Raw genomic sequence first — 6295 nt, forward strand, 5'->3', positions numbered from 1 at the left:
GGACACAAGACCGCTTCTGACAAAAGGCCGATCACTTCAAAAATGTCTTGCTTTGCAGGAGCCATCCACACAGGACATAGTTGCTCTTCGCTGCTGCGCGGCATTGATAGACCGGCTGTGCCACGTTGTGCGGACAAAACTTGTTTTTTGTCTCGGGTGCACATCCCTAGGACGACCCATGACCGCTCTGGAGGCCGTCTAACCAACAGGCCACGGCTCTAGGAACATGGAAATCAAGCAAGTGACCTATTCGCCAACAATGTCTGACAGCGAACAATCCAACCGATCACAAAGCCGTGGCAGTTCTTCCGCGTAAAGCCGCAACCTTCCCAATTCGATCTGGTTGATCCGGGTCGGCGATGAATGTCCCAGCGCTGCGGCCAAGTCACCTTGGGTGAGACCCATTTCCAGTCTGAGACGTCTGATGCGCTTGCCAATTTCGACACGTGTGCGCTGCATGTCTAAATCAAACATCAGAAGGCGTCCTCGCATTTCGAGTGTAGTTTCCCGCAGCGCGCACTGTGATTGACGCTCAAGCAGGAATGAAACGCGACGACTCTAGGTGTGTTGAACACGCCGTGCCGCCTCGGACATGTACAGATTGGTTGCACCGAAGATTACCTTTGGCTGATAAGGCAGGCCCGTTCCGCGTTGATACCCCCGGTTGCGCCCATACCGGCTTCGGGCGGGTGCAATTCATTTGTCAGTAGGCCTGTTCGTTGCGGATTTTGTACGTCCACGCCAGCTTCGAGTTCTTCCAGCCGTTCACACTGCGCACCCCATCGGGGTCCTTGTCCCCCTCGAAACCATCCACCACCGAGTACACCGATGTGTAACCCAGTTGACCAAGCAGGTCGGCAGCGCGCGCGCTGCGGCTTCCTGAACGGCACATCAGGATGATCGGTGACTCCTTCGACAAGCCCCGCTCCTGTATGAAACCCGCAATCTCACGATCGAAGTTGGAATTTACCGCCATCTTGTAAGTGCCCTTATCGGCGTCGAACTCCCAAAATTCATCCATCACCATGTAAGGAATATTCTTGTCGGCCTCTGCCGCGATGCCCACGAAAGACACCTCTGCACGGGTCCGGATGTCGATCAGGACCGCATCCTCGTTTTGCGCCAGAAAGGCCGATGCCTCTTGCGCGGTCAGGTACAGGTTCAATGCGCTACGCTTCTTTTCAGGCACTGTGGCAGGATCTACGGCCGAAACGAATTTGACGGAACTTTCTGCTACAACGGCTGCAGGCACCAAGACCAGGCCAACGGCAAAAGCGACATACAGGCGGCGACACTTATCAATGATTGTCATTTGAAAATCCTCATCTCACTCTGGGCGTATCCAAGCGCGTGAGCCCGAGGGGGGCTTTCGCGCAAGTTGACGTTACGTGAGGGATATTGCTTGCTTTTCGCACAGTTGTTGCACGAATGTTAAATCGTGTTTCATGCTGGGGGAGGCAACATGGCACAGGGCGCAAACGCCGACAGAGTTCTTGTCATTGAAGACGATCTGTTTGTTCAAGGATTGATGAGTTCGCTCCTTGAGACCGAAGGGTTTGTAACGGCTCGTGCCGGGACCGCAAAGCAAGCTTTGGCCGAACTCGAGCGGGTATCTATCTCCGCGATTCTGCTGGATCTTGGACTGCCAGACGAAGAGGGGCTTGCCCTGCTCAGAAAGCTTCGACGACGAACGACCGCACCGGTCATCGTGGTCACGGCCTCCGAAGGCATCGACGAGCGTATCGCCGCGTTGGAGATGGGAGCCGATGACTTTGTCGTCAAACCGGTTGAACCACGCGAACTCATCCTGCGCCTGAAGCGCGCGATCCGTGGATCGGATCAGGCTGACAGGACAAGGTTCGAAGCGGCGGGCTGGAGCCTCGATCTTGCGAGCCGCGTTCTGCACAGTCCCGAAGGAAGCCGTGTCGAGTTGCGCCGTGCGGAGTTCAATCTTCTTGCCGCTCTGTTCCAGGCGCGGGGACGAGTTCTGACGCGGGATCAGCTGCTGGACGCAATCTCGACCGGGGCCGAGGCACCCACCGAACGCACCGTCGATGTTCTGGTCAGCCGGGTCCGCAAGAAGACCGGCACCTCGGGAAACGGACTGATCGTAACAGTCACCGGGGTGGGCTACACTTTGAGTGCGTCCACGCCGTAGGGTTTCAAGCCACCTGTGCGCCGCCGGTTTCTCCGTAATGGGCTACATAGTCATCGACCTCGGCCCGCGCGCGATCCAGTTCAGCGCGGAGCGCAGCAATGTCGATCGTTGTCGCTTTACCGGAGCGTATCAAAGCCGACCGAGTTTCGAGGGTCTTGCCCAGACGCAGAAGTCCAACCGTGGATAAAGCGCCCGCCAGTTTGTGCAGGCCGACGGCCATGGCGGTCAGATTCCCGGACTGGAGCGCACCGGCAAGCCGTTCAAGCTCGGCCTCGACCGTTTGGTGAAAGTCGGCAATCAGTTGCCTAGTGTGCGCGCCCCCAAGCATCTGGACATATCCTTCGAGATAAGACGGTTCGAAAAGCTCAATCTGCGCCTCATCAGCCTGGTCGTCAGCCCGCTGAAGGTCCAGAACACCGAGAATACCGCGATGCAGAGTCTCTCCGCTCACAGGTTTGGCAAGAAGCAGGTCAAATCCGATAGAGGCGCTCTCCACCCTCAGATCATCGTCATAAGCCGCCGTCAGGCCGATTAGCCGGGCCTTGTCTTTGCGGCGGCGCAATCGGCGTCCCAATTGCAGACCGTCCATGTCAGGCATGTAAATATCGGTAACAATGACATCGAACTGATTTGCAGAGGCGCGCTCGAGCGCCACGGTACCAGACTCCGCAGTTTCAACCGCGTGCCCGTAATGCGTGAGCAACTCTCTCAGAACGTCCCGGTTGAGTGGCACATCGTCCACGACAAGAATGTGCAAAGACTCGCCCGCACCATACTGGTCCGAAGACCGCGCCAGTTCAGTGGTTTCTAGTTCCGGGGCGGTAGCGCTATGCAGGTCCAAAGAGAAATAGAACCGACTTCCCGCGCCCTGACGGCTTTCGACTTCAAGTCTTCCGCCCATAGCGTGCACCAACTCGTGGCTGATCGACAGGCCCAGACCCGTACCCTCGGACGCTCCGCGGTCTGCATTTGAAAGTTGAACGAAAGGCTTAAAAAGGCGTTCCTTGTCCTGCTCCGCAATGCCAATGCCGGTATCTGCCACAGAGAACGTAATGCGTGCCTTTCCAGCGCCCGCGCTCTCGCCTTTCACCACAACCTCGACACGGCCTTTGTCAGTGAATTTCACAGCATTGCTGACCAGATTGAGGAGAACCTGCCGTAGCCGTGCTTCATCGGCCTCGACAAATTCAGGCACGTCGCCTTCGGTTCCGAATACAAGGTCCAACCCCTTGTCGGCCGCCCGTGCGGACATCAGATTGCACATACTCCGCGTCACATCTACGAGCGCCACCCGGGACAATTTCAGTTCATCCTTCCCTGCCTCGGATTTCGCTAGCTGCAAAACGTCGTTCAGCAAGGATAGCAACGCGTTGCCTGCATTTTTGAGATTGCTCACATGGTCCCGCTGAGCGCGGTCGAGCCGCGTCCGTCCGAGCAATTCCACGGTGCCCATGATCCCGTTCAGCGGTGTTCGAACCTCATGACTGAGCATTGCGAGGAATGTGGATTTCTCACGCCCTTCCTGGATCGCGCGCTCCCGCTCGCCTCGGAGTTGGCGCACCCGGTCGGCAAGAGCAAGCGACAGGATGAGCATTTCGAGAAGAACGGACGAGTTGATCGCGGCGCCCGAGGGCGGTCGTTCCAGATACCCCATCATGGCGATCATGGCGATGAGCGTCATCGCGACCATCGGCGTCCATCCAATGAGAATGAACAGCGATTGGCGGACACCGCGGAAAATGCCGATCAATGACGCTGCCAGCACGAGGAAGGGCACCAGCGCGTAGGTGATCATCCACAGCTCGGCCATGACCAGATAGCCCGCAAACGGGGTGGCGATCACCAAGGCGACCAGGAAGGCAAGGCAGGCCAGCATGAGCCAGGACAGAACAGGACTCCAGTCCCGGACCCGCAGGAACCGCCAGACAAAAGCGATCCCGAAAATCTCGATTGCAAACCCGGCGAAGACAGTAATCCACGGGTGTGCGGTCCAGCCCAGCAGCGTCGCGGCAAAGCCGTAGCTGTTAAAGAAAAACAGAAAATAGCTCAGCCCGTGCGCCGAGTAGAGAAAGTAATCGAATTCCCGCAGGGCGATGCCCAGAAACAGGTTGTAGAGAACCAGAAAGATCATCCCACCCATCAGGGAATAGACAATAAAATGCCGGTTGACGCGAGGCGTATTCAGCGCATAGTCCGGACCAGCCTTGATCGAATAATTGATCAGACTGCGTGATTGCACACGAAGAGCAAGTGTTCGGTCTTCACCCGGCGGCAGTGTAAAAGTCAGCACATGGCTCCCCATACTCTTGACTACCCTCGGGTCGGAAACCTGCCTCAAAAGGCCAGCCTCCACGTGCTGCTCGACGATGCCATCTTTCAAAACGTATAGATCGATGTAGTCAGAGCGCGCAGCGAAAACCTCTACCCACCAGCTGGGCACATCGCCGGGGTTGGTGAGCTTCTCGACGAGCCAATAGGCATTTCCGCCAGCGGCAACCCGCTGTCGAGGCTGACCTTCCAGCGCTTCAGCTTCCGCGAGTGCCTCCTCAAGCGTCAGCGTTCCGTCGCGATCGAGCACGATCGTGCCTTCGTAAAAGATGTCCCGCACCTCTGCGGTTTCCAAAGCGGCGGCGGTTGTTGCGCAAATCAAGGCGAGCAAGACTGTGGCTAAACGTCCGATAAAAAGCATGAGATCATATCCCCCCAGATACACGAGAACTTTGACGTTCGCAGTGCAAACGGTCAATCTTCTCTATTTGCATTTTATCTCAACGGGATATTCAGTAGCTCAGCGCTATGGATGTGCCTCACCTCAACAGTTTCCGTTCGGCGCAAGGGGCACCTTTTTCTCTCAATTGCCAACAAAGAGAAAGTCGTCTCGTCTGCGAGGGCCTCAATATTGCCACTCTCTGCATTGCAGCAGCCTATGATTAGTTGGAGGTCTTAGTTGGAGCTCTCCTTCGGGCTCGATGCAGTGATCTGAGTCTTTTGGTCAGGTGACTGGTTTGGACCGGATAGCGGACGTCCAGTTTCACAAACTCCTAATTTCGACCATGTAAGAATTTGATTATCCAGGCTGTCTAGTCCCTTCATGGCCTAGTGTTAGACCTGCCCTACGGCCGCCTTAAGTCGGCGAGAGTCGATTTATCGATCGATAGAAGCCAAATCTCGGAAACAACGGCGATGGTGGGAATAATGGTGGGAATAAAAATCTCAGTAAGTAACTTAATAAAATAAAAACAGATACATAATAGATAAAGGTGGCTGTGCTTGCAGTCTCGAGCGAACTGGTCTCGGGTCGGATTTCCCTGTTTTACAGGGAAAGAACAGGGAAATTCTTCGCCCTTGGCGGGACAGGACTGATGCAGAGACGATTTCAACCAGTAAATACAGAGTTTTATGGTCGATTTCCCTAAACTCAATAACAGGGAAATTGTTTGAGCCTAACAGGGAGAACATTCCCGGTAGCAGGGACAACCATCTGACATTACCATCCTGCGGCATGACAGATGAGCAGGACGAGATCGACAGGCATACTCCCCAGCTACCTGAGAGAAACCTGGTCCCGTTCTCGGCCACGGGCTCAGGCTGGGTGACGGCGCGACCCCAATTGCCGGAGACCGCTTTCAAGGAATTGGAGAGCCTGTTGGCGCCCCGCATGCCTGCCGAAAAAGTACGTGCGGCTATCGGCAATTTTTCTGTGGGGTTTGCTGATGCCGTTGAGGCGAGTCTGGTCGAGCGGCGTGCAGCTATCGACGCGGAGGCTTCGCCCAAAGCCAAGAAACCTTCTTCGAAGTCGGGCGTACGACTGCGTGCCAGGATCGATGGATTCCTGGCTGTCGTGGAGAAAGGTGACAGGACGCCAGAGGACATTTGCTCATCAATTGCTGCCGACCACGAACTCGCCCAACTCGTCACGATACATCTCGAAGAACGCATGCGACCCCTTGTCGCCAACCCTTTGGAGCGAGACGCGCGCGCCTCTGCCGAATACCTCCCGGCGGTTCTGACCGAACTGCGCTCCGCGATCGATGCTGGCGTGACGACCGGCGCCGTTGAGGCGGCGCATGACATCATCGCGAAGACCGTTTTCAGCGCCTTGTTGCGTTCCACTGGGCAAGCCCCAAAACGGAACTG

Annotated in this window: 5 protein-coding genes; 2 read left to right on the plus strand and 3 right to left on the minus strand. The window is 56.2% G+C overall.

What is annotated here, in order from left to right; translation table 11 throughout:
• Positions 1-246 precede the first annotated feature (246 nt).
• Both AB2B41_RS22790 and AB2B41_RS22795 read right to left on the minus strand, forming a co-directional pair.
• On the minus strand, positions 247-474 hold the full coding sequence (locus AB2B41_RS22790) for a helix-turn-helix domain-containing protein (RefSeq protein ID WP_367880125.1): 228 nt from the start codon (positions 472-474) through the stop codon (positions 247-249).
• A gap of 229 nt (positions 475-703) precedes the next feature.
• Positions 704-1312, minus strand: a complete 609-nt coding sequence (locus AB2B41_RS22795) for a rhodanese-like domain-containing protein (protein ID WP_367880126.1) — start codon at positions 1310-1312, stop codon at positions 704-706.
• Positions 1313-1462: 150 nt separating this feature from the next.
• Between AB2B41_RS22795 and AB2B41_RS22800 the strand changes: the two genes are divergently transcribed.
• On the plus strand, positions 1463-2158 hold the full coding sequence (locus AB2B41_RS22800; RefSeq protein WP_367880127.1) for a response regulator transcription factor: 696 nt from the start codon (positions 1463-1465) through the stop codon (positions 2156-2158).
• A 4-nt stretch (positions 2159-2162) separates the two neighbouring features.
• On the opposite strand, the gene AB2B41_RS22805 is transcribed toward AB2B41_RS22800, so the two are convergent.
• The gene (locus AB2B41_RS22805) at positions 2163-4847 is read right to left on the minus strand and encodes a hybrid sensor histidine kinase/response regulator (RefSeq protein ID WP_367880128.1); all 2685 of its coding nucleotides are present in this window, start codon (positions 4845-4847) and stop codon (positions 2163-2165) included.
• Positions 4848-5660: 813 nt separating this feature from the next.
• Here AB2B41_RS22805 and AB2B41_RS22810 point away from each other — a divergent pair.
• Positions 5661-6295: hypothetical protein (locus AB2B41_RS22810; RefSeq protein ID WP_367880129.1), on the plus strand; the 635-nt coding region annotated here is incomplete at its 3' end.

The organism is Sulfitobacter sediminis, assembly GCF_040811725.1.
Classification (GTDB): Bacteria; Pseudomonadota; Alphaproteobacteria; order Rhodobacterales; family Rhodobacteraceae; genus Sulfitobacter; species Sulfitobacter sediminis.